We start from the raw sequence: 25261 nt of genomic DNA, 5'->3' as shown, positions 1-25261 counted from the left end.
TCATGCCGCCTCCTGAGGCAAGTGGCCCTGGGGGAAGCCGAGTTCGCTGAGTGCCTCGCGAGCGGCGGCAGTGCCGCTGCGCACAGCGCTTTCCATGGTCGCGGGCCACCCGGTGGCGGTCCACGCGCCGGCCAGGAACAGGCCGGGGGTTTGGGTGCGGGCGGCGGGGCGGAGCCTGCCGACGCCCGGCGCGGGCGCAAAGGTCGCGGTGCGCTCGCGGGTGACGAAGAAGTCGTGGATCCTGGCGCCGCGGGCGGCGGGCAGCAGCCGCTCCAGTTCGGGCAGATAGCGGGCGCGGAGCTTGGCGACCGGCTGGTCGATCTCCTCCTGCGCCGCGGACTGCGAGACCGCCAGGTACTGGCTGCGCTCCTGGCCGGGAAGGCCCGTCAGCCCCGAGGCGTCGGTGCGGTCGAAGACCCACTGGACCGGGGAGCCGACCGCGGCGAAGAAGGGGCGGCGCAGCACCTTGCGGTCGTAGACGACATGGAGGTTGAGGATGGGGGCCGTGCCGATGTCCAGCAGCCGGTCCTTGCCGTCCAGCGCCGCGTCGGGCAGCAGGGCGTGTGCCTCGCGCTGCGGTACGGCGAGGACGACGGTGTCCGCGGTCAGCTGCTCGCTGTCGTGCGGCCCCTTCTCCACCGTGACCTGCCAGCCGCCGTCGCGGCGCGTGAGGCTTCCGGCGCGGGTGCGCAGGGCGATGCGGACACCGGCCTTCTCCAGGGCCGTGCGGGCGAGGTCGTCGTGGACGTCACCGAGCGGGACCCGGGCCCAGCCGATGTCGGCGGCGCCGGGGGCGGAGAGCAGTCCGGTCTTGAAGACCTTGGCGGCCAGGCCCATCGAGGCGTCCCCGGCACGGGCGTTGAGGGTCGCGATGCCGACCAGGTCCCACAGCGCCTCGACGGCGCGGGCGGACTGGCCGTGGCGGCGCAGCCAGCTGCCGAAGTCCTGCCGGTCCAGGGCGGGGTCGGCCGGGTCGAGGCCCTTCAGCGCCAGGGTGGCGCGGACGACTCCGGCGCGTTCGGCGGGCGAGAGGTGCGGGTAGCCGGCCAGGCTCCCGGCGAGGTGCAGCGGTACGGGCAGTGCCGTGCGGCGCAGCCGGCCGAGCCGCATCCGGTCGGCGTCGAGGACGGGTACGTCCATCCGGTCCTGCAGGGGCACCAGGTGCGCGGCGCCGAGCCGTTCCAGCAGCCGGCTGTAGGCGGTGCAGCAGCGCAGAAAGACATGCTGGCCGTTGTCGACGGTCAGCTCGCCGGCGCCGGACTCGCGACGGAAGGAGAAGACCAGACCGCCGAGACGGGGCCGGCCCTCGACCAGGGTGACCCGCAGCCCCGCGTCGGCCAGCGCAAGCGCCGCCGTGGTACCCGCGAGTCCGCCGCCGATCACCACCACCGCCGCCGCCCCTGCGGGACGGCCGGACGGCAGGTCGTGCCGCAGGCCGGACCGCCCGGCTCCCGATGTCATGTGGTCTCCCCCCGTACTGCTGTGAGGGACGCAGCCGGCCCGGGGAGGGTTGCCCGCCACGCTGAAGCGGGATCACCGCTGTCGTTCGCCGCCCGGCGCATCATCCACGCCTCCGCACGGACTCCCGCCGGCCGATCGCCCGCGCGTCGAGCCCGGAGAGCCCGCGCACCGCGACGAAGGCCTTCTCCCGGCCGGGCAGCGAGACCCGGCCGCGCAGCACCGCCTCGGGGTCGGCGGCGATCCGGGTCAGCAGCCGGTGGTAGATGCCGGCCATCGCGGCCACGCAGGCGCCGCTGCGCCGGTCGAGCATCGGCAGCAGCCGGAATCCCTCGGCGAACAGCGCGCGGGCACGATTCACCTCGAAGTGCACCAGGCCCGTGAAGTCGGAGCCGGGCGGCGGGACGGGCCCCTCGAAGCCCGCCGCGCAGCCGAACTTGGCAAGGTCCTCGGCGGGGAGGTACGTACGGCCGTTCCCGGCGTCCTCGCGAACATCCCGGAGGATGTTGGTGAGTTGCAAGGCCAGGCCGAGGGTGTCGGCGTACTCGAAGGCGCGCTCGGCGTCCGGCGCGCCCGGTACGGTGCCGAACACGCCCAGCGAGAGCCGGCCGATGGCGCCGGCGACGCAGCGGCAGTAATCCCGCAGCTCGTCCCAGGTCTCGTAGGTCTCGCCGCGCACATCCATCAGCACGCCGTCGATCAGCTCGTCGAGACCGTCCAGCGGCAGCGGGAAGCGGCGGGCGGCGTCGGACAGCGCGACGGCCACCGGGTCGGTGTCGTCCTCGTCGATCCGGCCGTCCTTGATGCGGGCCAGCACCTCCCGGGTGTCCTCCAGGCGGCGTTGCTTGGCGGCGGGTTCCAGGGTGCCGTCGCCGATGTCGTCGACCCGGCGGGAGAAGGCGTAGAGCGCCGACATGGCCTGCCGCTTGTCGGCCGGCAGCAGCCGGATGCCGTAGGCGAAGTTCCGTGCCTGCTGCCCGGTGACGGCCTCGCAGTAGCGGTACGCAGCGAGCACCGGCGCGGACGCGTGTGCGGTTGCCTCCACGGTCCGACTCACCCCTCTCTTCGCAATGTCGCCCCTACCTCGCGCAGCAGGCTGAGCTTGGTCGGCTTGGGCGGTCCAGGGAGTACGTCGTAATCGGCGGCCGCGACCGCCTGGAGTGCAGCGCGTCCGCCGGCCACGAAACCGGCCAGCAGCAGCTTGAGTCTGCCGTGGACGCTACCCACCAGCGGGGTGCCTTCACGCAGTAGCTCACGGGCGCGTTCGGCCTCGTAGGCGATCAGCGCGCGCACCGATGCGCCCCCGCTCGGCGCGGCCAGATCGGCCTCGTCGACACCGAAGCGCTTCCTGTCCTCGGCCGGCAGGTAGATGCGGTCGCGCCCCAGGTCCTCGGCCACGTCCTGGATGTGTTCGACGATCTGGAGGGCGGTGCAGACCGCGTCGGAGTGGCGGAGGCGTGCGGGGCTCGCGGTGCCGGTGAGGGCGAGGACGAGGCGGCCGACAGGGTTGGCGGACAGCTCGCAGTAGGCGGCCAGGTCGCCGTAGGTGGCGTAGCGGCTCACCCGCTGGTCCTGCCGGTTGGCCTCGATGAGGTCGAGGAACGGCCCCGGGGTCAGCGCACAGCGGCGGACGGTCGGGCCGAGGCGGCGCAGCAGCGGATGCCCGGGGCCGGGGGCGCGGTCGCTGAAGACGCGGTGCAGGTCCGCTTCGAGGGCGTCCAGCAGCGCGGGCCGGTCGTCGTACTGTGCGCGGTCGAGCCCGAGGAGTACGGCATCGCCGCCGCCGGGTGCGAGATCGCCGTCACCGATGTCGTCGACGAGCCGGGCGAAGCCGTAGACGGCCATCAGATCGGTCCGCCAGGCACGGGGCAGGAAGAACGGCGCGACGGGGAAGTTCTCGTGTGCGGCCTGATCGAGCACGGTGCGCGTCTGCTCCCGTCCGTCACCTGCCGCCCCCCTCCGGAGGAAGGCGCGACGCGCCTGCTCGTTGTCTCGGCTCACCGGGGGCTGCCCGGCGCATTCCGGTGCCGGAGCGAACCAGTAGCCATTGCCGTCACGTCTCCCGTTCTACACCGCCAAGCCAAAACATCCCATTTCGGACACGCCGCAGTCGGCGCCACGCCCTGATCGAGCCCGCATCACCCATTTGGGCGAGCATTGCCCGACATATCCCACTTGTGCCGTTCGGCACCCGTACAGCTTACGCCGTACACCTCGCCCGCGTCCGAGGGGGTACCGAAGCCCCGGGCGACAAGCCCGTCAACATCCTTTACGCCCGAACCGTTCCAGGTGTCAACGGAGTTGACCTTTTCGTCACGCCCGAAGGCCCCCGCGAGGCGGACTCGCAGAGGCCTTCGGGTGCGGGACGGACTATTTGCCCGTCTCCTTTTCGTACGCCTTGATCACTTCATCCGTCGGGCCGTCCATCAGCAGTTCGCCGCGCTCCAGCCACAGGGTCCGGTCGCAGGTGTCGCGGATGGACTTGTTGTTGTGGCTGACGAGGAAGACCGTGCCGGCCTCCTTGCGCAGTTCGCGGATGCGGGCCTCGGAGCGCTTCTGGAAGCTGCGGTCGCCGGTGGCCAGGGCCTCGTCGATCATCAGCACGTCGTGGTCCTTGGCCGCGGCGATGGAGAACCGCAGCCGGGCCGCCATCCCGGAGGAGTAGGTGCGCATCGGCAGCGAGATGAAGTCGCCCTTCTCGTTGATGCCGGAGAAGTCGACGATGCCGTCGTAGCGCTCGCGGACCTGTTCGCGGCTCATGCCCATGGCCAGCCCGCCCAACAAAACGTTCTTCTCGCCGGTCAGGTCGTTCATCAGGGCCGCGTTCACGCCCAGCAGCGAGGGCTGGCCGTGGGTGTAGACCTTGCCGCGCTCGGCGGGCAGCAGCCCGGCGACCGCCTTGAGCAGCGTCGACTTGCCCGAACCGTTGGAGCCGATCAGGCCGATCGACTCGCCCCGGTAGGCGGTGAACGAGACGCCCTTGACCGCGTGCACCTCGCGCACGCCCGAGGAGGGCTTGCGGCGGACGATGCGGTTCAGCGCCGCGGTGGCGCTGCCCCTGCCCGCGCCGGTGCCGTAGACGCGGTAGACGATGTGCAGATCGTCCGCGATCACCGTCGGGACGCGGGCCTCGGCGGCCTCGGCCGGCTCGATGCCGTTCTTCTGTTCAGCCACGTCCGTACCGCTCCTCAGCCTTCCAGAAGTACACAAAGCCGACCACACCCATCAGCAGCGCCCAGCCGCCGGCGAACGCCCACACATGCGGGGGCAGCTTCGCGGCGGTGAAGCTGTCGATCAGCGCGAAACGCATCAGGTCGATGTAGACGGCCGCCGGGTTGGCGTTGAGCAGGACCTCCACGAAGGCAGGGACGTGCTTGCCCTTCAGGATCAGGTCGATGCTGAACATCACGCCGGACGCGTACATCCACGTCCGCATGATGAAGGGCATCAGCTGCGCCATGTCCGGGGTCTTCGCCCCCATCCGCGCCATGACCATCGCCAGGCCCGTGTTGAAGATGAACTGCAGCGTCAGCGCAGGGAAGACCAGCAGCCACGACCAGGTCGGGACCTGCCCGAAGCCGAGCAGGATGATCACCAGCACGCCCATGGAGAACAGCAGCTGCTGCAGCTGCATCAGGCAGAACGAGATCGGCAGACAGGCCCGCGGGAAGTGCAGCGCCCGCACCAGACCCAGGTTGCCGGAGATCGCCCTCGTACCCGCCATCACCGAGCTCTGGGTGAAGGTGAAGATGAAGACACCCGTCACCAGGAACGGGACGAAGTCGGGGACGCCCCGGCTCGTGCCGATCAGCTTACCGAAGATCAAGTAGTAGACGGCCGCGTTGAGCAGCGGGGTCAGGACCTGCCAGACCTGGCCCAGCTTGGCCTGGCTGTACTGCGCCGTCAGCTTGGCGCTGGCGAACGCGGAGATGAAATGCCGCCGGTCCCACAGCTGCCGGACGTACTCCGGCAGCGAGGGACGGGCCCCGCTCTGCGAGAGCCCGTACTTCTGGGCCCGCTGGGCAGGGGTGAGCCCCTCATCGGAAGATGGCGGGGCACTCATGGCGACCGCACCGTCGTGCGTGGTCTCGCTCACAGTTGACACTTTCGTCCTCAAGGTGCGCTGCCGGGGCCACGCCCCGGTTCGCGCCTGATGCTCTCAGATACGAGCTTGTCAGATGACGGGAGGGCGACCCAGTCGGGTCAGTCGCCAAACGGTAGCCCACTTCATCGGGCGCCTGGGACCGCTCGGGGTCGCCCAGCCCTCCTTGAAGCCGCCCAGCCAGGCCCGCAGCGCCGGTCGCGACGGCCGGCGGGCGAGGGTGAGCAGAAACCAGACACCGAGATAGACCGGAACCAGCGCGGCGGGGAGGTTGCGCCGGGCCAGCCACACCCGGTTACGGGCCACCATCCGGTGGTAGACCGCATGCCGGGCCGGCGCCGTCGTCGGATGGAAGAGCACCATGTCCGACCGGTAGTCGATCTGCCAGCCGGCGTCCAGCGCCCGCCAGGCCAGATCGGTCTCCTCGTGGGCGTAGAAGAAGTCGTCGGGCAGCCCGCCGACCTCCTCGAACACCTGCGTACGGACCGCGTTGGCACCGCCGAGGAAGGTGGTGACCCGCGACGAGCGCAGGGGGTCCGAGGCCCGCAGCCGCGGCACATGGCGGCGCTGGGTCTCCCCCGTGTCCGGGTCGGCGATCCGGAAGCTGATGATCCCGAGCTCGGGGTCGGCGGTGAAGGCCTCCCGGCACAGCTTCGCGGTGTCCTCCCTGGCCAGCAGCCCGTCGTCGTCCAGGAAGAGCAGGACGTCGACCTCGCTGCCGCCGGGGCCGAACGCCTCGATACCGACATTGCGGCCGGCCGGGATGCCGACGTTCTCCGGCAGCTCGACGGTCCGTACGCCCTCGGGGAGCTCGGGCAGCGGCGAGCCGTTGCCGACGACCGCGATCTCGATCGGGTCGCCCTCCTGCTTGGCGACCGAGTCCAGCAGCGCGCGCAGTTCCTCGGGGCGGTTGCCCATGGTCAGGACAACCGCACCGAGCCGCATGCTCCTACCCACACCGGCTCCCGTCACTTGAGCCTGCTGGAGGCGAGGATGGACACGAGGTGCAGCAGGGTCTGCAGGAGCGCGATGCCCGCCAGCACGGCGACGCCGAGCCGCGAGAAGAACAGATCGCCCCTGACCTGGTCCAGGACCGCCAGGGCCAGGATCAGCAGGGAGGCCTCGACCCCGAGGACCAGGCGGTGGAACTTCAGCGCCGCGGCAGCCTTGCGGGCCAGCGCCATACCGGACGAGCGCGGCTCGGACGCCGTCTCCTTGACCGGCGGAAGACCGCCCTGGTGACGGGCGACACCGACGAGGTCGGTCTCGGCCTTGATCAGGATGGCGCCCAGCGCGGCGAGGGTGCCGAGGAAGGCCCACAGCCAGTCGATCCGCCCGGCTCCCCACAGGTCAGCGGCGCGCAGGCCGAAGCCGACGAGCACCGCGGCGTCGCACAGGTAGGCGCCGACCCGGTCCAGGTACACCCCGCCCAGGGAGAACTGCTTCTTCCAGCGGGCGACCTCGCCGTCGACACAGTCGAGCAGCAGGTAGAGCTGGACCATCAGCACGCCGAGCAGGGCCCCCGCGATCCCCGGCACCAGCAGCGCGGGTGCGGCGAGGACGCCGGCCACGGTCATCACGTAGGTCAGCTGGTTGGGGGTGATCCGTGTGTTCACCAGGTGGCGGTCGATGCGCAGCGAGAGCTCGCGCATGTAGAGCCGGCCGGCCCAGTGCTCGCCGCTCCGCCGGTCCTTCACCCCCGGGGGGTGAACGACCGGCCGGAGCTCAGCTACCGATGGCTTGTGCATAGTCGGCGTAGGCGTCCCTGATCTGGTCGGTGGACAGGTCGAGGTGTTCGAGGATGGTGTAGCGCCCCGGGCGGGTCTTGGGTGCGTACTCGACGGCCTCGACGAACTCCTCGTCCGTGAAGCCGATCTCGCCCGGCGTGACCGGCAGTCCGTGCCGGCGCAGCACCTGGACCATCAGGTCACGGGTCTCCTTGTCCCCGCGCAGATGCGTGGCGAAGGCGGCGGCGAGGCCGCACTGCTCGCCGTGGCTCGCGGCGCGCTTGGGGTAGAGGATGTCGAGCGCGTGGTTGATCTCGTGGCAGGCGCCGGACGCCGGACGGCTGTCACCGGCCACCGACATCGAGATGCCGGTCAGGACCAGGCCCTCGGCCAGCACCTGGAGGAAGGCGTCGTCGCCGACCCCGCCGGGGTGGCGGAGCACGGCCTCGCCGGCCTGGCGTGCCATGGCGGCGGCCAGTCCGTCGATCGCCTCGCCGGTCTCCCGGTGCGAGAGCTCCCAGTCCGCGACCGCGGAGATGTTGGAGATCGCGTCACCGATGCCGGAGCGGACGAACCGGACCGGGGCCTCACGGATGATGTCGAGGTCGATCACCACGGCGATCGGGTTCGGCACACCGTAGGAACCGCGGCCCGCGTCGTTGTCGAGGGTGGCGACCGGCGAGCACAGGCCGTCGTGCGACAGGTTCGTCGCGACGGCGACCAGCGGCAGGCCGATGCGGGCCGCGGCGAACTTGGCGCAGTCGATGATCTTGCCGCCGCCGAGGCCCACGACCGCGTCGTAGTGCCCCTTCTTCATGGCGTCGGCGAGCTTGATCGCTTCGTCCAGGGTGCCGCCGCCGACCTCGTACCACTCGGCGCCGGGCAGCGCGGGGGACAGCCGCTCGCGCAGCCGTGCCCCCGAGCCGCCGCTGATCGCGATGGCGAGCTTGCCCGACGCGGAGATGCGCTGATCGGCCAGCAGGCCCGCCAGGTCGTCCAGGGCGCCGGCGTTGATGTCAACGACGACCGGGGACGGAATGAGGCGGGTCAGTACTGGCATGCGATGTCACGGCCCTTCGCCAGGTCGTCGTGGTTGTCGATCTCGACCCACTTGACGTCGCCGATCGGGGCCACGTCCACCTTGAAGCCGCGGTTGACGAGCTCCTGGTAGCCGTCCTCGTAGTAGAGGTCGGGGTCCCGCTCGAAGGTCGTCTTCAGGGCGTCGGCCAGCTCCTCGGCGGCCTCGCCCTCGATGAGGGTGACACCGATGTACTCACCGGTCGCCTCGGCCGGGTCCATCAGCTTGGTGATCTTCTGGACGCCCTTGGCGGGGTCCACGACGACCTTCATCTCCTCGTCGGCCAGCTGCTTGACCGTGTCGAGGGCAAGGATGATCTTCTGGCCGTTGCCGCGGGCGGCGAGCAGGGTCTTCTCGACGGAGACCGGGTGCACGGTGTCGCCGTTGGCGAGGATCACGGTGTGCTTGATGGAGTCACGACCGCACCACAGGGAGTAGGCGTTGTTCCACTCCTCGGCCTTGTCGTTGTCGATGAGGGTGAGCTTGAGGCCGTACTTCTGCTCCAGGGCCTCCTTGCGCTCGTAGACGGCTTCCTTGCGGTAGCCGACGATGATCGCGACCTCGGTCAGGCCGATCTCGGCGAAGTTGCCGAGGGTCAGGTCGAGGATGGTGGTGTCCCCGTCGACCGGCACCAGAGCCTTGGGCAGGGTGTCGGTGTAGGGGCGCAGACGCCGTCCGGCGCCGGCAGCCAGCACGAGGCCGATCATGCGGGTTCTCCTTCATCGTGTACGGCGGGTGCTTGGGAGGACACCCAGAAACGGATGCTCTCGATGAGCACCAGCAGCGCCAGGACCACAGCAAGGGCCGTCAGCGCGATTGTGAAACCTGAGGGGGACAGAGCGGCGGCGAGAACGGTGATCACGAGGATCCGTCCCTCATGTCCGCCGGTCGCCCGGACGAGCCACCGCGGAGGGGCTCCGGTGCCACCGCGGATGCGGTAGACCGTGTCGTAGTGATGGTAGGCGACCGCCGCGACCAGCCCGAACGCCGCGGGCAGCGCTCCGGGGACGTCCGCACGGGCGGCCAGGACCAGAATCGTGACGTATTCGCCGATCCGGAAGAAGGGCGGAACGAGCCAGTCGAGGGCGCCCTTGAGCGGCCGGGCCACGGCTGCGCCGGCCAGCAGCGCGGAGCAGACGGCGATGCCGACGGTGAGCCAGGACATCGGGTCGCGCTGGAAGATCACCCAGACCAGCAGCACGGCGGCTGAGAGAAACGCCATGACCGGCGCCAGGAAGGAACCGGTGCGGCCGCGGCCGTGGCCACGGCCGGCGATCAGCTCGGCGAGCGGCCCGGAGTCGGCGAGATCGGCCAGCGCCTGGGCGGCGCGGTCGGTGCGGCGGGCCCGGCGGGTGAGCGAGCGCAGCACCCGTCCTGCCGTGGTGTAGCAGGCGGCCAGCGCACAGCCGATGAGCAGGGCGTAGAAGACGATGCGCGGGGTGGTGAGCGCGGTGAGCACCGCGATCATGGCCCAGCGCTCACCGATGGGCAGCACGATCATGCGGCGCAGCCAGACCGTCCAGCCGACGCTGTCGAGCTTGTCGGAGAGCGCGGCGGTGGGGCTGGTGTTGGCGGTCGCGTCGTGGTTCGCCTCGTTGAAGGAGAAGTCGACGACATGGCGGCAGATCTGCAGCACCATCGCGCCCAGCGCCAGCGCCCATACGTCGTCGCCGCCGCGGACCGCGCCCAGGGCCAGGCCCGCGTAGTACGCGTACTCCTTGGCCCGGTCGAAGGTCGCATCGAGCCAGGCGCCCATCGTCGAGTACTGCAGGGAGTAGCGGGCGAGCTGCCCGTCGGCGCAGTCCAGGACGAAGGAGAACAGCAGCAGGAAGCCGGCCGCGACGAAGCCGCCGCGGGTTCCGGTGGCCGCGCAGCCGGCCGCGATCAGCGCGGTGAGCAGGGACGCGGTGGTGACCTGGTTGGGGGTCAGCCCGCGGCGCGCGCACCAGCGGGCGAGGTAGCGGGAGTACGGGCTGATGCAGTACGTGGTGAAGAACCCGTCACGGGATTTCACCGCGGTGCGCAGCCGTACGGCCTCGTCGTCGACGGCGTCGACGGCTTCCCTGGCGTCCTCGCGCTGTGCCGGGGTGAGCGCGACGGTGGCGACCAGGCTGCCGAGCTCGACGCGGTGCAGTCCGGGCACCTCGTGGTCGAGGGATTCGGTGAGGGTGTCGGTGAGGACGTCCGTGAGGTGGGCGGTGCCGGCGCCGACCGGGATCCTGCCGACCGCACGGGTCAGCGCGGGGCGCGCCTCGGGCTGCGCGGTGAGCGCGCCCGGCACCGCCGCGGCGGGGAAACGGGGGTCGGTCAGTGCGAGCCGCAAGGCGTGCAGATGGCCGACGAAACGGGGGTCGACGACGGCGACCCGCTCCTGGGCGGGCACCGCGGCGAGCAGCTCGGCGGCGGACGCGGCATCGTCCGCGGTACGGACGTCAAAGCCCAGCGTGCGCAGGTCGGCTTCGAGCGGCGACCCGGCGACCGGCGGACCGGTGAGGATGGCGGTCGACAGTCGAACTCACTCCTTGGATGCTGACAAGGCAGCACGGACGGTTCGTGATCGATCCGCATTCGATACGAACTACCCGGGCAGCGGGCGTGGCACACCTGGCGCCCGGTGGGCTGGGGTGGCACGTCGGCAGAGGCTATCGGATCGCCGGATGCGGCCGTTCACCGCGCATTCACCGCTCGATCGAGTGACCGACGGCTGCGCCTGCCGCGATCATCATGGTGGATCAGGTGGTCCATGAACAACTGGCCCGCGGACCTGGCATTCCCTCCGGTGCCGGTTATGAGCGGGCTGGTCACGGGGCGGGCGGGTTGTGCCGGGGCCGGTGTGGCGAGAGCCATCCCAGGTCCGGGGGGCGGCCGCCGTCCGGCGCCGCCGTCACGGGGACGCGCGGCGCCGTCCGTATCGGGGGTGCGGGACGCGGCAGCGGGTGTGGACCATCTCACGGCCGGGCGCACGGCATGAGCGGCGCGCTGGCATGTGGCGCCGCGCACCCGCTGTGCCGGTGATGCGGACCCGGCTAGGGCAGACTTGGCGTCGAAGACCGACGACAAGGATGGGCATGCCGATCACACCTGCCAACGGACAGACCGCCGGGGACCCGGCGGTGAGCACACCGGGCGGCGCCGCCGAACCGATCATGCTGGAGCTGGTCGACGAGGACGGTACGACGATCGGCACCGCGGAAAAACTCGCGGCCCACCAGGCCCCCGGGCAGCTGCACCGGGCGTTCTCCGTCTTCCTCTTCGACGAGAAGGGGCGGCTGCTGCTGCAGCGCCGGGCGCTGGGGAAGTACCACTCTCCCGGTGTGTGGTCCAACACCTGCTGCGGGCACCCGTATCCCGGTGAGGCACCGTTCGTGGCCGCGGCCCGGCGGACCTCCGAGGAGCTGGGCCTGGCGCCCACCCTGCTGGCTGAGGCGGGCACCGTGCGTTACAACCATCCCGACCCGGCCTCCGGCCTCGTCGAGCAGGAGTACAACCACCTGTTCGTCGGGCTGGTACGGGCCGAGCCGGCGCCCGACCCCGAGGAGATCGGCGAGATCGCCTTCGTGACGCCGGAGGAGCTGGCCGAGCGGCATGCCGAGGCACCGTTCTCCGCCTGGTTCATGACCGTGCTGGACGCGGCGCGACCGGCGGTGCGCGAGCTCACCGGAGGTTCGGCGGGCTGGTAGCGAGCGGGATGAGCGGCAGCTCGGCCCAGATGGCCTTGCCGCCGTTCCTCGTGTTCTCCACGTCGCATTTGCCGCCCGCCTCCGCGGTGAGCGTCTTGACGAGCCACAGGCCGCGGCCGCCGACGTCACCCTGATCCGCCTCCAGTGCCTTGGGGCGGTAGGGGTGGCTGTCCTCGACCGCGACCCGTAGCCAGTTCGCCCCGATGGTGACCTGGACGGCGATCTGGGGCGAGAGCAGGGCGGCGTGCCGCACGGCGTTGGTGACGAGTTCGGAGACGATGAGCAACAGGCCGTCCATGATCTCGGCGGCCACGGGAACACGCTGTTCGGCGAGCAGATCCCGGACCGCGTGGCGTGCCTGCGGCACCGAAGACTCCAGCGCCGGGGCGGTGAACCGCCAGACACCTTCGTACGCGAGCGGGGAGGTCAGCTCTTCGGGGGGTTCTGCAGGGGGTCCGGAAGGCATCCTCACAGGAAGAGTGTTGAGAATGCGTTGGTCCGGACCGGCCAGCTGAACACAAGTCAGCGCCTATCGACGCCTTATGGCCGATTGCGAATGAGGCGATCGCCCCGGCGACCGATCCTGTTGCTTTTATGGGTTGTTCGCGGACTTACCGGAGGTGACCCCCGTACGATCCGCTCCCCCGGGAGGTCCGTCCGGAACGCACAGTGCGGGGGGGGGGGGGGGGGGGGGGGGGGGGGGCCCCCCGGGGGGGGGTGGGGGGGGGGGGGGGGGGTTTGGGGGGGGGGGGGGGGGGTGCGCGCCCGGCGTGGCCGCCGCCCCGCCCCCCCCCCCGCCGCCGCGCCCCCCCCCCCCCCCCCCCCCCCCCGCACTGTTTCAGTAGCGGGGACAGGATTTGAACCTGCGACCTCTGGGTTATGAGCCCAGCGAGCTACCGAGCTGCTCCACCCCGCGTCGGTGAACACCACACTACGGGTCGGCCGCCTCAGGACCAAATCGATAATCACCACGGGTGACCGCGGGCCCGCCGGTCCCGGATCGCCGCCCTGTCAGGCGGCGATCCGGCCACGTCCTCAGACCGTCCGGTCGGTGACCCGTCCGCCGTCGACCTCGATACGGCGGGTGGTGTGCACCGCTTCGAGCATCCGGCGGTCGTGCGTGACCAGCAGCAGGGTGCCGCGGTACGAGGCGAGCGCGGACTCCAGCTGTTCGATGGCCGGCAGATCGAGGTGGTTGGTCGGCTCGTCCAGGACGAGGAGATTGACCCCGCGGCCCTGGAGGAGGGCCAGCGCGGCGCGGGTCCGCTCCCCCGGTGACAGGGTGCGCGCCGGGCGCAGCACATGCGCCGCCTTCAGCCCGAACTTCGCCAGCAGCGTACGGACATCGGCGGGCGGGAGGTCGGGGACACAGGCCCGGAAGGCGTCCATCAGCGGCTGATCTCCCTGTGCCCGGTCGCCCGAGCCGGATGCGCCGAAGAGCCGGCCGCGCGCCTGGTCGACCTCACCGACCACCACGCCGGGGCCCAGGGCGGCGTGCCCGGTGTCCAGCGGGAGCCGGCCGAGCAGGGCGGCGAGCAGGGTCGACTTGCCGGAGCCGTTGGGGCCGGTGATGGCGACCCGGTCCGCCCAGTCGATCTGCAGATCCACCGGGCCGAAGCGGAAGTCGCCGCGCCGCAGGCCGGCGCCGCGCAGGGTGGCCACGACCGCGCCGGCCCGGGGCGCGGCGGCGATCTCCATCCGCAGCTCCCACTCCTTGCGCGGTTCCTCCACGACCTCCATCCGCTCGATCAGGCGCTGGGTCTGCTTGGCCTTGGCGGCCTGCTTCTCGGTGGCCTCCACCCGGGCCTTGCGGCCGATCTTGTCGTTGTCGGGAGCCTTGCGGCGGGCGTTCTTGACGCCCTTCTCCATCCAGTTGCGCTGGGTGTGCGCCCGGGTCTCCAGGGCGGCCTTGGTGTCGGCGTAGTCCTCGTACTGCTCCCGCGCATGACGCCGGGCCCGTTCGCGCTCCTCCAGGTAGGAGGTGTAGCCACCGCCGTAGGTGTTGACCTGCTGCTGGGTGAGGTCGAGTTCGACGACGCGGGTGACCGTGCGGGTCAGGAACTCGCGGTCGTGGCTGACCAGGACGGTGCCGGCGCGCAGCCCCGCGACGAAGGACTCCAGCCGGTGCAGGCCGTCCAGGTCGAGGTCGTTGGTCGGCTCGTCGAGCAGGAAGATGTCGTAACGGGAGAGCAGCAGCGAGGCGAGCGAGGCACGGGCGGCCTGGCCGCCGGAGAGCGTGGTCATCGGCTGGTCGAGGCCGATGGACAGGCCGAGCTGTCCGGCGGTCTCCTCGGCGCGTTCGTCGAGGTCGGCCGCGCCCAGCGCGAGCCAGCGCTCCAGCGCCGTGGCATAGGCGTCGTCGGCGCCGGGCCGCTCGTCGACCAGTGCCTGGGTGGCGGTGTCCAGGGCGAGCTGGGCGTCGGTCACACCGGTACGGCGGGCGAAGAAGGCGCGTACGGTCTCTCCCGGGCGGCGGTCGGGCTCCTGCGGGAGGTGGCCGACCGTGGCGGTGGGCGGGCCGATCGAGAGCGTGCCGTCCTCCGGGGTGTCCAGGCCGGCCAGCAGGCGCAGCAGCGTGGACTTGCCCGCGCCGTTGGCGCCGACGAGGCCGACCACGTCGCCGGGGGCGACGACCAGATCGAGGCCGGAGAACAGGACGCGCTCGCCGTGGCCGGCGGCGAGATCTTTGGCGACAAGAGTTGCTGACATCAGGCCGCCGATCGTATCCGGCCCGGTCCGTCGCGGTCGCTCTAATATCCGGAGCATGGAACCCGGCCTGAAGACGCATGTCAGCGACGGCACAGCGACCGTCACCATCAGCAATACCGGCAAGCGCAATGCCATGACCGTGCAGATGTGGCGGGACCTGCCGCCGTTGCTGGAGCGGCTGGCGGCCGACCGCTCGGTCCGGTCGCTGGTGCTGACCGGCGAGGGCACGACGTTCTGCGCGGGCGCCGACATCGGGTCGCTGCGGGATCCGGCGGGTGAGTCGCAGGGCCTGGCGGCGGCGGCCGAGGAGGCGCTGGCGGCGTTCCCCGGGCCGACGCTGGCGGCGATACGCGGCTATTGCGTGGGCGGCGGCACCCAGTTGGCGGCCGCCTGCGATCTGCGGTTCGCGGAGGAGGGCGCGCTGTTCGGGGTGACGCCGGCCAAGCTGGCGGTCGCCTACCCGGCGGCCGCCACCCGGCGGCTGGTCCGGCTGGCCGGGCTGTCCACCGCCAAGTACCTGTTGTTCTCGGGCGAGTTGATCGACTGCACACGGGCGCTGCGGACGGGACTGGTGGACGAGGTGCTGCCCGAGGGCGCGCTGGACAAGCGGGTGGCGGAGTTCTCGGCCGTCCTGGCGAGCCGGTCGCTGCTGACGCAGACCGCGGCGAAGGAGCTGGCCGACGGGACGTGGGACGTGCCGCCGGCCGAGGCCGAGGCGCGCGGCGCCCACTGGGCCGCGCAGGCGCGGGCGAGCGGCGACACCGCGGAGGGTGCCGCCGCCTTCCTGGAGCGCAGGGCGCCGCGCTTCACCTGGCCGACGGGCTGACGCCGGGGCGGGCCTCACGCGGCCCGGGCCTCACGCGGGCATGGTCGTACGCGGGCCGGGTCGTACGCGGGCCCGGTCGTACGCGGGCCGGGCGGGTCAGGCCGGCACGGGCCGTGGGACGGCTGCTCACTGCTGCCCGGTCAGCAGGGACCGGCCGCCCTCCCGCAGCATCGCGGTGATCTCGGCCGGTGCCTTGTCCGGCGAGCCCGCGTCGTAGGGCGGCTGCGGGTCGTATTCGATGCCGAGCTGGATCGTCTGGGCCACGGTGTCCCCGGCGATCCGGCCGGCCAGCGTCAGCCCCATGTCGATACCGGACGAGACGCCGGCCGCCGTGACGTACTTGCCGTCGGTGACGACCCGCTCCCCTGTCGGCTCGGACCCCAGCGCCCGGAGCTGGTCCAGCGCGAGCCAGTGGGAGGTCGCCCGGCGTCCCTTGAGGAGGCCCGTGGCGGCCAGGATCAGGGAGCCGGTGCACACCGAGGTGGTCCAGGTGGTACCGGCGTCCACGGCGCGGATCCACTCGTGCAACGGGCCGTCCGCCATCTGCGCGGACTGCCCCGGGCCGCCGGGCACGACGAGGATGTCCGGTGCGGTGACCTCGTCCAGCGCGGCGTCGGCGACCAGCCCGAACGAGCCGAGGTCATTGCGGTGCGGGCCGGTGCGCTCGGCGACGAACACCGCCTCGGCTCCCGGCAGCCGGCTGAGGGTTTCGTAGGGGCCGACGGCGTCCAGCGTGGTGAAGCCGTCGAAGAGAAGGATCGCGAGCTGCATGGCGTCTCCTGTCGGTGGGTCGGTAGAGGTGGTGCCGGCCCGGTGGAGCGAGGGCGGCCGGCAGGGGTTCATGAAGAGAGGAGGGGTGGTCCGGCGGTCCGGAAGCGGCGGCGGTATTCGGCCGGAGAGGCGCCCAGGGCGCGCAGGAAAGCGCGGCGCATCGCCTCGGGGGTCCCGTAGCCGCAGTGCCGCGACACCTGCTCGATGCCGTCGGCGGAGTCCTCCAGATGCCGTCGGGCGGCCTCCAGCCGGACCCGGTCGACATAGCGCCCCGGCGTCATGCCCACTTCGTCGCGGAAGGCACGGGCGAAGTGCCGCGGGGAGAGGCGCGCGCGCTGCGCGAGGGCGTCGACGGAGAGGTCCCCCGCCGGGTTCTCGGTGATCCACTGCTGGACGTCGCGGAGCGGTCTGCGCTGCGCGGTCTGCGCGGCGAGCTGGGCGCTGAACTGGGTCTGGTTGCCGGGCCGCCGCAGGAACACGACCAGGTGGCGGGCGATGCTCAGCGCGACGTCCCGGCCCAGGTCCTCCTCCACCAGGGCCAGCGCGAGGTCGATACCGGCCGTCACGCCCGCGGAGGTGGCCAGATCGCCGTCCCGTACGTAGATCGGCTCGGGTTCGACCCGCACCGCGGGGAACCGTTCGGCGAGGGTGTCGCAGAGCATCCAGTGGGTCGTCGCACGGCGGCCGTCCAGCAGCCCGGCCTCGGCCAGCAGCAGCGCTCCGCTGCACACCGAGACCTTCCGCCGGGCGCGGTGGGCATTGCCGCGCAGCCAGTCGATCAGCCGGGGGTCGGGGGTGCGGGTGCCCTGGCCACCGGGCACCAGCAGGGTGTGCGGCGCCCCGGCGGCGGCGAGCGTGGTGTCGGGGACCAGGGTCAGCCCGCTGGTGGTGCGGACCGGGGCACCGTCCGGACTGGCGGTGCAAATCCGGTAGGCGCCCGGGACTTCCTGGGCCGCTCCGTGGAAGACCTCGACCGGTCCGGAGACGTCGAGAGCCTGCACACCGTCGAAGAGAACGACGAGTACCTCGCGTTGTTCCATGCCTCCATCCTGGGCAGCGGCGGCGAAGGCGGCAACGACGGATTTCCCACCCTTTCTGCCATCGCCCCGGCCCGCAGTGGCTTACGGCCCTCCTCGGATGCCCTGCACTTACCTCCATACCGACGGGTCGGTAACCTGCCCGTATGACCACTTCCAGTGCACTGCCCGAGCAGGCCGGCCGTACCTGCCACAACGTCGTCAACCCGTTCCACTCCACGCACTACTTCGCGCCGGAGCTCGCCGCGGAGATGGCCAAGGCCGGCATCGAGAACCGCAGCGCCGCCTACTTCGCCTGCCGCGGAGCGGCCATGGGCGCGGTGGGCCCCGGCACCATCACGGCCACCTTCTACAACTTCAAGCACGACCTCATCGCCGAGCACGTCCCGGAGATCTGGACGGTCACCACGCCCCAGGCCGTGCTGGACGCCCGGCTGCGCGCCGTGGACGCCACGCTGCGCCGGCTCCTGGGCCCGGAGGCCGTCAAGTCGCCGGAGATGGCCGAGGCCGCACACCTGGCGCTGCGCGCCGTCGAGGGCTGCACCCGCCAGGCCCGGCCGCTGTACGCCGCGCACGCCGACCAGCCGGTGCCCGACGCCCCGCACCTGGCCTACTGGCACGCCGCGACCCTGCTGCGCGAACACCGCGGCGACGGCCACCTGCTGGCGCTGCTCGACGCCGAACTGGACGGGCTGGAAGCGCTGGTCAGCCACACCGCCAGCGGCCGCGGGATGAGCTACAAGGGCGTCATGGCGACCCGTGGCTGGTCCGAGGAGGACTGGGCGGCGGCGCAGGAGCGGCTGCGGACCCGTGGCCTGCTGGACGCCGAGGGCGAGTTGACCGAGGCCGGTGTCCAGCTGCGCAAGGACCTGGAGCGGACGACGGACCGGCTGGACCGGGCGCCCTACGAGCACCTGGGCGCCGACGGCGTGGCCCGGCTCACCGAGCTGGCGACCGGTTTCACCACCGCCGCCATGAACGCCGGGGCGTTCCCCGCCGCGCTGTTCGGCAAGTGAGGCCTTCGTAGCGCCGCCGGGCCCGCGGTCTCCGGGGAGGGGCGGATCCGTTCGCCCCTCCCGGGGGCCGCGGCGGCTCTCCCCGCCTGCGGGCGGGTGCGGGGGCTGCGCGGACACCCCCGGGCGGCCGGGCGGTGCGACAGTCCGGGCCGCCAACCGGCACAATGCAGGCTTACGCAAGCGCTGGAAGGCGGGTCAGGATCAACGTGACGGCAGCCACTGAGCCCATCGGGACCCTCGGGTCCATCGAAGCGAGGATCGCCGGGGAGCTCGGCGTCAAGGAGCGGCAGGTGAAGGCCGCGGTCGAACTGCTCGACGGCGGCTCGACGGTCCCGTTCATCGCGCGCTACCGCAAGGAAGCCACCGAAACGCTCGACGACGCGCAGCTGCGCTCGCTCGAGGAGCGGCTGCGCTATCTGCGGGAGCTGGAGGAGCGGCGGACCGCGATCCTGGAGTCCGTACGGTCCCAGGGCAAGCTCGACGCCGCCCTGGAGGCGCAGATCCGCGGCGCCGAGTCCAAGGCGCGGCTGGAGGACATCTACCTCCCGTTCAAGCCCAAGCGGCGCACCAAGGCGCAGATCGCGCGGGAGGCGGGCCTGGAACCGCTCGCCGACGGACTGCTCGCCGATCCTTCGGTGGAGCCGTCCGCGGCCGCCGCGGCGTTCGTGGACGACGGCAAGGGCGTCGCCGATCCGGCCGCCGCCCTGGAGGGCGCGCGGGCCATCCTCACCGAGCGGTTCGGTGAGGACGCGGACCTGATCGGCGAGCTGCGCGAGCGGATGTGGTCACGCGGGCGGGTCGCGGCGAAGGTCCGCGAGGGCAAGGAGGAGGCGGGCGCGAAGTTCGCCGACTACTTCGACTTCGCCGAGCCGTTCACCGAACTCCCCTCCCACCGGGTGCTGGCGATGCTCCGCGGGGAGAAGGAGGAGATCCTGGATCTCAACCTGGAGCCGGAGGATCCGTCGGCGGCGACCGAGGGCCCCAGCTCCTACGAGCAGTCCATCGCGCACCGCTTCGGCATCGCCGACCGGGGCCGGCCCGGCGACAAATGGCTGCAGGACACCGTCCGCTGGGCCTGGCGCACCCGGGTGCAGGTGCACCTCGGCATCGATCTGCGGCTGCGGCTGCGGCAGGCCGCCGAGGACGAGGCGGTGCGGGTCTTCGCCTCGAACCTGCGCGATCTGCTGCTGGCGGCGCCCGCCGGTACGCGGGCCACGATGGGCCTGGACCCCGGTTTCCGTACGGGCGTGAAGGTCGCCGTGGTGGACGCGACCGGCAAGGTGGCCGCCACGGAGACCATCTACCCCCATGTGCCGCAGCAGAAGTGGGACGCCTCGCTGGCCACACTGGCGAAGCTGGCCCGCGAGCACGACGTCGAGCTGATCGCGATCGGCAACGGCACCGCCTCCCGCGAGACCGACAAGCTGGCGGCCGATCTGATCGCCGCGCGGCCGGAGCTGAAGCTGACGAAGGTGATGGTGTCCGAGGCCGGTGCCTCGGTGTACTCCGCCTCCGCTTTCGCCTCGCAGGAGCTGCCGGAGCTGGATGTCTCGCTGCGCGGCGCGGTGTCCATCGCCCGCCGTCTGCAGGACCCGCTGGCCGAGCTGGTGAAGATCGACCCGAAGTCGATCGGCGTCGGGCAGTACCAGCACGACCTGTCCGAGGTGAAGCTGTCGCGCTCGCTGGACGCGGTGGTCGAGGACTGTGTGAATGGCGTCGGCGTGGACGTCAACACCGCTTCAGCGCCGCTGCTTTCTCGGGTGTCGGGCATCGGCTCCGGGCTCGCGGAGAACATCGTGGCGCACCGGGACAGCAACGGCCCGTTCCGCTCCCGCAAGGCCCTCAAGGACGTGGCGCGGCTCGGTCCCAAGGCGTACGAGCAGTGCGCGGGCTTCCTGCGGATCCGGGGCGGCGAGGACCCGCTGGACGCCTCCAGCGTGCACCCGGAGGCGTACCCGGTGGTGCGCCGGATGGTGAAGTCGGCGGCCACCGAGGTCGGTTCGCTGATCGGCAACGCCACGGTGCTGCGCACGCTGAAGGCCGCGGACTTCGTCGACGACTCCTTCGGCCTGCCGACGGTGAGCGACATCCTGCAGGAGCTGGAGAAGCCGGGCCGCGACCCGCGTCCGGTCTTCAAGACGGCGACCTTCAAGGAGGGCGTGGAGAAGATCGGCGATCTGCAGCCGGGGATGCTCCTGGAGGGCGTGGTGACCAATGTCGCCGCCTTCGGGGCATTCGTGGACGTGGGCGTCCACCAGGACGGTCTGGTGCATGTCTCGGCGATGTCGAAGACCTTCGTCAAGGACCCGCGGGACGTGGTGAAGCCGGGCGACATCGTGCGGGTCAAGGTGCTCGATGTCGACATTCCGCGGAAGCGGATCTCGCTGACGCTGCGGCTGGACGACGAGCACGGCAAGGGCGCCGCGGCGACCGGCGGCGGCGAGCGCCGCGGCGGCTCCGGCGGCTCGGGCGGCTCCGGCGGCTCGGGCGGCTCCGGCGGCTCGGGCGGCTCCGGCGGCTCCCGCGGCTCCGGCGGCGGCCGGGGACCGCGTGAGAGCGGCGGCCGGAGCGCCGCTCCGCGCCAGCGGCAGGGCGCCGGCGGGCAGCGCGGCGGTGACCGCCGGGGCGGCCGTGACGCCGGGCCGGCCAACGACGCGATGGCGGACGCCCTGCGGCGGGCCGGGCTCCTGGGCACGGAGCGCGGCGGCCGCTGACGCGGAGCACGGCTGCCACCGGCGGCAGCGGGCCGGGGCGCCCGCTGCCGCCGGCACGGCCGTGGTGCGGAGGTGATGCGGACGGCCTCCTGATTCGCCCCGTCGTCCGACGGCCTACTTGGATTCGACCCGTCCGACCGGGTGGGGGCCGCTCGCCAGCGCCTCGCGTGCGGTCTGCCAGGCGTGGTCGCCGGGGTGGAGCTCGGTGCGGAGGTAGGCCGCGGTGAGCCGCCCGACGGCGGCGACCCGCTCGGGGCTCTCGTCCGTGGTCTCGGCGGCGTCGTATCCGGGGATCCCGCCGAGTGCGTGCCCCGCGCCGAACAGGGTGAGCAGCGACTTGGGGCCGGGACTCAGGGTGTAGGGGTCGGCGTGCCAGTCCGGCCCCCGGTCCGTGAAGTGCCGGGAGTCGTCCTCGTCGCCGGCGACGACCAGCGCGGGCGTGGTCATCGTGGAGAAGTCGGTGGTCCGCAGGACGGGCAGCGCCTGCGCCATGGGCCCGTTGAGGACGTCGCCCCTGCCGGGCGCGGCCAGCAGCACCCCCGCCTTGATCCGGGGCTCGATCAGGCTCACTTGCTCGCCGTTGTCGGGGTCGGTGACCCGGGCGCCGAGCAGGAGGCCGGAGGTGAAGCCGCCGAAGGAGTGTCCGGCGACGGCGACCTTGGTGTGGTCGATCCGCCCGGCGAGCTGCGGCACGGCCTTTTCGATCACGTCGAGCCGGTCGAGGAGGTGCGTCATGTCCTCGGCGCGCGAGCGCCAGAAGAAGGGTGCTCCCGGGGCGTCGGCGACCAGGCGGCTCAGCGTCCTGGAGGTGAGATGGGTGGGCTGGACGACGGCGAACCCGTGTGCCGCCCAGAAGTTGACGAGCGGCGCGTAGCCGTTCAGTGAGGAGAGGTGGTTCGAGGGTCCGTGACCGTGCGAGAACAGGATGACGGGAAGTCCCGTGCCGGTCGCGGGTGCTGAGACGCGGACCTGCAGCTCCACGGGACGTCCGGGAACGGACAGCACCACCGGGCTGAAGGACAGGACCGGGGCGGGCGCGCCCGAGGTGCCGGCGGTGCCGGTGGAGGCGATGGCGGTGGAGGCGTTCACGACGTGTGGGTTCCCCTTCTGTGGGCCCTGCCGCCCGGCGGTCTCGTGCGACCGGCGACGGGCAGGGCGGTAGAGCGCGTCCCGCTTCGGCTAAGCTGAAACGGAACAGCGCTCCACTTAATATCCGGATCAACGCTCCGCTTTGTCAAGTGTGCCGAAGGAGAACGTGATGCCCACCGATGGCCCCACCGCGGAGCCGCCGGCCCGAAGCAAGCGGGCCGACGCCCAGCGCAACCGGCAGACGGTGCTCAGCGCCGCCGCCGAGGTGTTCGTCACCTCCGGCGTCGACGCGCCGATCCGGCAGATCGCAGCCGGCGCGGGCGTCGGGATGGCCACGATCTACCGCCACTTCCCGACCCGGGCGGATCTCGTCACCGCGGTCTACCGCCACCAGATCGAGGCATGTGCCGAAGCCGGCCCCGACCTGCTGGCCGGCGCCGACTCCCCGCTCGACGCACTGCGCCGCTGGATCGACCTGTTCGTCGATTTCCTGGTCACCAAGCACGGACTCGCCGACGCCCTGCAGTCCGACAGCGACCGCTTCGCCGCGCTGCACACCTATTTCCTCGACCGCCTGCTGCCGGTCTGTGCCCAACTGCTCGACGCCGCGGTCGACGCCGGCGACATCAGGCCCGGCATCCAGCCCTACGAGCTGATGCGCGGCATCGGCAACCTCTGCATCGGACGCGACAGCGACCCCCGCTATGACCCCCGCCGTCTGGTCGAACTGCTTCTCCTGGGGCTGCAGCGCCATCGACCGGCCTGACGGCAGAGTGCACCGACGACGGCGTGCACCGGCCTTCACCGGCGACGGCGTCCACCGGCCTGTACCGACCGGGGCGTTCACCGGCGATGGCGGGCAGCGGGGTCCCGCGGTTCAGGACGCCCCCGCATAGCCGCGAATGCGCTCCACTTCCGCCGCCACATCCGTGAGCGTGGCGCAGTCCGGAACCGGCAGCAGATCAGGGCCCGGCAGACCGTCGGCGGGCCGGCGGCGCGGGTCCTCCAGGGCGTCGGCCATCGCCGACAGCGCCTGGCACAGCCGCTCGGCCTCGGCCACGCTCGGGCGGCGGGCGCCGTGGTCCAGGCGTACCGCGCAGGCGGTCGCGGCGTCCACGATGCGTTCGGCCGCGGTGACGACGGTCAGCCAGTCGGGGTTGCGGTCGCGGGCGGCGAGGAGTTCGGCCGCGGCGGTCTCCGCCGCCGCCCTGGCCTCCCCCAGCGACCGGTAGGCGGCGCGGCGCAGCGCCAGGCGCCGGGTGGGGTCCGTGTCCGGTGCCGACTCCAGGACGTGCCGGAGGAATTCCTCGGTGCTGTGCAGCGCCGAGGTGACGCGGTGGCCGACCCGGCGGCGCGGATCGGCGAGCCGTGGCAGATGCCCGACGACGAGCACGATGCCGCAGGCGATGGAGGTGTCCACGACCCGCTCGCCGGCGGCTTCCTGGGAGCCGCCGGCGTAGACGAACGACAGCACCATGAGGGTGATCGCCACGGTCTGGAGCGCGAAGTGGCGTGTGGCGAACGGCAGCAGCGCGCCGCCCGCGCCCGCCACCAGCGCGGGCCACCACGAACCGGTCAGCACCAGGCCCGCCCCGGCGAAGAGCAGCACGCCGGCGAGGGTCCCGGCGAAGCGGTTGACCGTACGGGAGAAGAGCGGGCCGAGGTCGGGTTTGACGAGGAAGGTGGTGGTCGCCGGGAGCCAGTACCAGTGCTCTGGGCGCAGCAGCAGGGCCACGGCGGCGCTCGCGGCGATGCAGACGGCGACCCGCAGGCCGTAGTCCCGCCCGGCGGGCCCGAACAGGCTGCGTCCGCGCCGGGTCCGCCCGCCGGCGGCAGCCACCGCCGCCCGGGCCACGGTGCCCGGCACGGCCCGCCAGGCGGGCCGGCCGGAGGGGGCCGGTGCGGGCGGCTCCGGTGCCGGGGACAGCGGCTCGTGGCGGGCGAACGCGACTGCCGCGTCCAGCAACGCCTGGTCGAAGGCGCCGCGTGCGGCCGTACTGGTCTCCGGGGCGGACAACCGGCCCGGGGAGCGCCCGGTGCGCAGGGCCTCGGCGAACTGCCGGGGGCTCTGTGCCACCCGGGACGGCAGCGGCCGGGCCTCCCACAGCAGTGCCACGCTGGCCTCGCACAGTGCGGTCGCCGCGGCGAACCGCTCGGCGAGCAGGAGCTCTTCCGTACGGGCGTGGCGGCGCAGCAGGCTGCTGGTGAGCCGGCGCAGCCGCAGGGCCTCGTCGGCGCGGTCCAGGGCGGCGGTGAGCCGGCGCCTGGCGGGCTCGGCGCCGGCCCCGCCGACCGCGCCCAGGGCATCGGCGAGCGCGTCGAAGACCGTGGCGACCGCCGCCCGCTCGCCGCTGAGCGCACCCCCCGCGGGCCGGGGCGAGCGCAGGACGAGCCGCAGCAGGAGCAGCCACAGGCAGCCGGCGAGGACGAAGAGGGCCTTGGCCCAGGGCGTCCCCGGCAGCGGCATCCCGGCGCCCAGGACGGTGGTGGCCAGCATCTGCATTCCGGCGTTGGAGCGCACCGGCCCGGCGACGCTGCCCGCGCCGGAGACGAAGCCGACGGCGAACAGCGCCGGGACGATCCACCAGCCCGCGCCTGCCGCCTGCAGCGAGGCGCCGATCAGCATGCCGAACCCCGAGGCGAGGGCGGGCAGACCGACGTGGACCATGCCGGTGCGCCGGGTGCCGGGGCGGTCGTTGACCCCCGCCAGCATGGAGCCGAGACCACTCAGTACGCCGGGCGCCGGGTGGCCGGTGGCGATGCCCGCCGCCAGCAGCGGCCCCGCGCACAGCGCACCGCGGACGACGGCCGCCCAGGGCACGGGCAGCCGCTGCCAGCGGAAGGGGTGGGCCAGCCAGGCGGGCACGGCGCGCTGCGCGCGGAGCATGGGCCTCCTCAGACGACGGCGTACGGACGGCAGGAACGGAATCCGAGGGGCGGCATCGGCCAACGGTGCTGCTACCACCCTAAGGTCCGGGCTTGTCCGGACCACTGCCGCGCGGTTACCGCAAGATCACGAACACACGGCAGGAAGGTGGCTCACCCCCCCCCGTG

21 protein-coding genes and 1 tRNA gene are annotated in these 25261 nt (G+C 72.4%); 5 read left to right on the top strand and 17 right to left on the bottom strand.

The annotated features are described in order from the left end of the window. The 10 genes from hpnE to ACGFR7_RS21965 all read right to left on the bottom strand — a co-directional run bounded on the left by hpnE (position 1) and on the right by ACGFR7_RS21965 (position 10874). The gene (gene hpnE, locus ACGFR7_RS22010; RefSeq protein ID WP_393321708.1) at positions 1 to 1461 is read right to left on the bottom strand and encodes a hydroxysqualene dehydroxylase HpnE; all 1461 of its coding nucleotides are present in this window, start codon (positions 1459 to 1461) and stop codon (positions 1 to 3) included. Positions 1462 to 1561: 100 nt separating this feature from the next. Then, entirely contained in the window at positions 1562 to 2515 is a 954-nt protein-coding gene (gene hpnD, locus ACGFR7_RS22005) for a presqualene diphosphate synthase HpnD (protein WP_393321706.1), read from the bottom strand. Then, positions 2512 to 3378 (bottom strand): squalene synthase HpnC, encoded by an 867-nt coding sequence (gene hpnC, locus ACGFR7_RS22000; protein ID WP_393321703.1) that lies wholly within the window; start codon positions 3376 to 3378, stop codon positions 2512 to 2514. The genes hpnD and hpnC overlap by 4 nt, the downstream gene beginning before the upstream one ends. 450 nt (positions 3379 to 3828) lie before the next feature. Continuing rightward, positions 3829 to 4632 (bottom strand): ABC transporter ATP-binding protein, encoded by an 804-nt coding sequence (locus ACGFR7_RS21995; RefSeq protein WP_393321700.1) that lies wholly within the window; start codon positions 4630 to 4632, stop codon positions 3829 to 3831. After that, positions 4625 to 5554, bottom strand: coding sequence for an ABC transporter permease (locus ACGFR7_RS21990; protein ID WP_393321697.1), 930 nt, complete (start codon positions 5552 to 5554; stop codon positions 4625 to 4627). The genes ACGFR7_RS21995 and ACGFR7_RS21990 overlap by 8 nt, the downstream gene beginning before the upstream one ends. 78 nt (positions 5555 to 5632) lie before the next feature. Next, the gene (locus ACGFR7_RS21985; RefSeq protein WP_393321783.1) at positions 5633 to 6505 is read right to left on the bottom strand and encodes a glycosyltransferase family 2 protein; all 873 of its coding nucleotides are present in this window, start codon (positions 6503 to 6505) and stop codon (positions 5633 to 5635) included. 23 nt (positions 6506 to 6528) lie between these two features. Next, the gene (locus ACGFR7_RS21980; RefSeq protein WP_393321694.1) at positions 6529 to 7308 is read right to left on the bottom strand and encodes a CDP-alcohol phosphatidyltransferase family protein; all 780 of its coding nucleotides are present in this window, start codon (positions 7306 to 7308) and stop codon (positions 6529 to 6531) included. Beyond that, on the bottom strand, positions 7286 to 8347 hold the full coding sequence (locus ACGFR7_RS21975) for an iron-containing alcohol dehydrogenase family protein (protein WP_393321691.1): 1062 nt from the start codon (positions 8345 to 8347) through the stop codon (positions 7286 to 7288). Before ACGFR7_RS21975 ends, ACGFR7_RS21980 begins: the two co-directional genes overlap by 23 nt. Continuing rightward, positions 8335 to 9072 carry a sugar phosphate nucleotidyltransferase gene (locus ACGFR7_RS21970; RefSeq protein ID WP_086720811.1) on the bottom strand — a complete coding sequence of 246 codons (738 nt, stop codon included), beginning with the start codon at positions 9070 to 9072 and terminating at the stop codon, positions 8335 to 8337. The genes ACGFR7_RS21975 and ACGFR7_RS21970 overlap by 13 nt, the downstream gene beginning before the upstream one ends. Continuing rightward, on the bottom strand, positions 9069 to 10874 hold the full coding sequence (locus tag ACGFR7_RS21965) for a DUF5941 domain-containing protein (protein ID WP_393321780.1): 1806 nt from the start codon (positions 10872 to 10874) through the stop codon (positions 9069 to 9071). Before ACGFR7_RS21965 ends, ACGFR7_RS21970 begins: the two co-directional genes overlap by 4 nt. A 559-nt stretch (positions 10875 to 11433) precedes the next feature. On the opposite strand from ACGFR7_RS21965, the gene idi reads away from it, so the two are divergent. Then, positions 11434 to 12045 carry an isopentenyl-diphosphate Delta-isomerase gene (idi, locus tag ACGFR7_RS21960; protein ID WP_393321688.1) on the top strand — a complete coding sequence of 204 codons (612 nt, stop codon included), beginning with the start codon at positions 11434 to 11436 and terminating at the stop codon, positions 12043 to 12045. On the opposite strand, the gene ACGFR7_RS21955 is transcribed toward idi, so the two are convergent. From ACGFR7_RS21955 to ACGFR7_RS21945, 3 genes are all read right to left on the bottom strand, one after another. Continuing rightward, positions 12020 to 12511, bottom strand: a complete 492-nt coding sequence (locus ACGFR7_RS21955) for an ATP-binding protein (RefSeq protein ID WP_393321685.1) — start codon at positions 12509 to 12511, stop codon at positions 12020 to 12022. The genes idi and ACGFR7_RS21955 overlap by 26 nt on opposite strands. A 376-nt stretch (positions 12512 to 12887) precedes the next feature. After that, a tRNA-Met gene (locus ACGFR7_RS21950) sits at positions 12888 to 12961 on the bottom strand. 119 nt (positions 12962 to 13080) lie between these two features. Continuing rightward, the gene (locus ACGFR7_RS21945) at positions 13081 to 14754 is read right to left on the bottom strand and encodes an ABC-F family ATP-binding cassette domain-containing protein (RefSeq protein ID WP_393321683.1); all 1674 of its coding nucleotides are present in this window, start codon (positions 14752 to 14754) and stop codon (positions 13081 to 13083) included. Between the two features lie 55 nt (positions 14755 to 14809). Between ACGFR7_RS21945 and ACGFR7_RS21940 the strand changes: the two genes are divergently transcribed. Continuing rightward, a complete protein-coding gene (locus ACGFR7_RS21940) occupies positions 14810 to 15580 on the top strand; it encodes an enoyl-CoA hydratase/isomerase family protein (protein ID WP_393321680.1) in 771 nt (256 codons plus the stop codon). A 126-nt stretch (positions 15581 to 15706) separates the two neighbouring features. Here ACGFR7_RS21940 and ACGFR7_RS21935 read toward each other — a convergent pair whose 3' ends face one another. Further along, positions 15707 to 16351 (bottom strand): DJ-1/PfpI family protein, encoded by a 645-nt coding sequence (locus ACGFR7_RS21935; protein ID WP_393321677.1) that lies wholly within the window; start codon positions 16349 to 16351, stop codon positions 15707 to 15709. 68 nt (positions 16352 to 16419) lie between these two features. Beyond that, entirely contained in the window at positions 16420 to 17391 is a 972-nt protein-coding gene (locus ACGFR7_RS21930; protein WP_393321674.1) for a GlxA family transcriptional regulator, read from the bottom strand. A gap of 143 nt (positions 17392 to 17534) precedes the next feature. Here ACGFR7_RS21930 and ACGFR7_RS21925 point away from each other — a divergent pair, with 143 nt between their 5' ends. Beyond that, positions 17535 to 18404 carry a hypothetical protein gene (locus tag ACGFR7_RS21925; RefSeq protein ID WP_393321672.1) on the top strand — a complete coding sequence of 290 codons (870 nt, stop codon included), beginning with the start codon at positions 17535 to 17537 and terminating at the stop codon, positions 18402 to 18404. A gap of 206 nt (positions 18405 to 18610) precedes the next feature. After that, on the top strand, positions 18611 to 21118 hold the full coding sequence (locus ACGFR7_RS21920; RefSeq protein WP_393321669.1) for a Tex family protein: 2508 nt from the start codon (positions 18611 to 18613) through the stop codon (positions 21116 to 21118). A 114-nt stretch (positions 21119 to 21232) separates the two neighbouring features. On the opposite strand, the gene ACGFR7_RS21915 is transcribed toward ACGFR7_RS21920, so the two are convergent. Further along, positions 21233 to 22207, bottom strand: a complete 975-nt coding sequence (locus ACGFR7_RS21915) for an alpha/beta hydrolase family protein (RefSeq protein ID WP_393321666.1) — start codon at positions 22205 to 22207, stop codon at positions 21233 to 21235. Positions 22208 to 22376: 169 nt separating this feature from the next. Between ACGFR7_RS21915 and ACGFR7_RS21910 the strand changes: the two genes are divergently transcribed. After that, the gene (locus ACGFR7_RS21910; protein ID WP_393321664.1) at positions 22377 to 22973 is read left to right on the top strand and encodes a TetR/AcrR family transcriptional regulator; all 597 of its coding nucleotides are present in this window, start codon (positions 22377 to 22379) and stop codon (positions 22971 to 22973) included. Between the two features lie 111 nt (positions 22974 to 23084). Here the strand turns inward: ACGFR7_RS21910 and ACGFR7_RS21905 are convergent, their stop codons facing one another. Then, positions 23085 to 25094 (bottom strand): FUSC family protein, encoded by a 2010-nt coding sequence (locus tag ACGFR7_RS21905; protein WP_393321661.1) that lies wholly within the window; start codon positions 25092 to 25094, stop codon positions 23085 to 23087. Positions 25095 to 25261: the final 167 nt, after the last annotated feature.

This window comes from Streptomyces sp. NPDC048516 (assembly GCF_043199875.1).
Taxonomy (GTDB): Bacteria; Actinomycetota; Actinomycetes; order Streptomycetales; family Streptomycetaceae; genus Streptomyces.
The sequence above is the reverse complement of the archived record's forward strand: the minus strand, read 5'-3'. Positions and strand labels throughout refer to the sequence as shown.

What these genes read in the sequence shown, in the direction of transcription:
- ACGFR7_RS21930 (WP_393321674.1), bottom strand. Translation starts at nt 17,391, where the DNA reads ATGGAACAACGCGAGGTACTCGTCGTTCTCTTCGACGGTGTGCAGGCT.
- ACGFR7_RS21980 (WP_393321694.1), bottom strand. Translation starts at nt 7,308, where the DNA reads ATGCACAAGCCATCGGTAGCTGAGCTCCGGCCGGTCGTTCACCCCCCG.
- idi (WP_393321688.1), top strand. Translation starts at nt 11,434, where the DNA reads ATGCCGATCACACCTGCCAACGGACAGACCGCCGGGGACCCGGCGGTG.
- ACGFR7_RS21910 (WP_393321664.1), top strand. Translation starts at nt 22,377, where the DNA reads ATGCCCACCGATGGCCCCACCGCGGAGCCGCCGGCCCGAAGCAAGCGG.
- ACGFR7_RS21925 (WP_393321672.1), top strand. Translation starts at nt 17,535, where the DNA reads ATGACCACTTCCAGTGCACTGCCCGAGCAGGCCGGCCGTACCTGCCAC.
- ACGFR7_RS21945 (WP_393321683.1), bottom strand. Translation starts at nt 14,754, where the DNA reads ATGTCAGCAACTCTTGTCGCCAAAGATCTCGCCGCCGGCCACGGCGAG.
- ACGFR7_RS21970 (WP_086720811.1), bottom strand. Translation starts at nt 9,072, where the DNA reads ATGATCGGCCTCGTGCTGGCTGCCGGCGCCGGACGGCGTCTGCGCCCC.
- ACGFR7_RS21935 (WP_393321677.1), bottom strand. Translation starts at nt 16,351, where the DNA reads ATGCAGCTCGCGATCCTTCTCTTCGACGGCTTCACCACGCTGGACGCC.
- hpnE (WP_393321708.1), bottom strand. Translation starts at nt 1,461, where the DNA reads ATGACATCGGGAGCCGGGCGGTCCGGCCTGCGGCACGACCTGCCGTCC.
- ACGFR7_RS21985 (WP_393321783.1), bottom strand. Translation starts at nt 6,505, where the DNA reads ATGCGGCTCGGTGCGGTTGTCCTGACCATGGGCAACCGCCCCGAGGAA.
- ACGFR7_RS21975 (WP_393321691.1), bottom strand. Translation starts at nt 8,347, where the DNA reads ATGCCAGTACTGACCCGCCTCATTCCGTCCCCGGTCGTCGTTGACATC.
- ACGFR7_RS21940 (WP_393321680.1), top strand. Translation starts at nt 14,810, where the DNA reads ATGGAACCCGGCCTGAAGACGCATGTCAGCGACGGCACAGCGACCGTC.
- ACGFR7_RS21905 (WP_393321661.1), bottom strand. Translation starts at nt 25,094, where the DNA reads ATGCTCCGCGCGCAGCGCGCCGTGCCCGCCTGGCTGGCCCACCCCTTC.
- ACGFR7_RS21955 (WP_393321685.1), bottom strand. Translation starts at nt 12,511, where the DNA reads ATGCCTTCCGGACCCCCTGCAGAACCCCCCGAAGAGCTGACCTCCCCG.